The organism is Bacillus sp. SIMBA_005, from assembly GCF_046535585.1.
Taxonomy (GTDB): domain Bacteria; phylum Bacillota; class Bacilli; order Bacillales; family Bacillaceae; genus Bacillus; species Bacillus pumilus.
In genome coordinates, this window is the sequence record NZ_JAWRWI010000384.1 from 1 (window position 1) to 273 (window position 273).

Annotated in this window: 1 protein-coding gene; it reads left to right on the forward strand. The window is 38.8% G+C overall.

The window, feature by feature from the left end; genetic code table 11:
- The coding region (locus tag SB660_RS20565) for an ATP-binding cassette domain-containing protein (protein WP_410584186.1) at positions 1-273 on the forward strand (273 nt) is incomplete at both ends.

Below are 273 nucleotides of genomic sequence, written 5' to 3' on the forward strand. Positions count from 1 at the left end.
CTGACATTGGCTATGTATTTCAAAATCCTGATAATCAAATTGTTACAGATAAAGTATGGCATGAGCTTGCTTTTGGACTAGAAAGCCTAGGTGTAGATTCACCAATAATTCGCCGCAAGGTAGCCGAAATGGCCAATTTCTTCGGTATTGAAAAATGGTTTCATCAAAAAACAACCGAGCTTTCGGGCGGACAAAAACAGTTATTAAATTTAGCCTCCATTATGGTGATGCAGCCCAAATTGCTACTGTTAGATGAGCCAACATCACAATTAG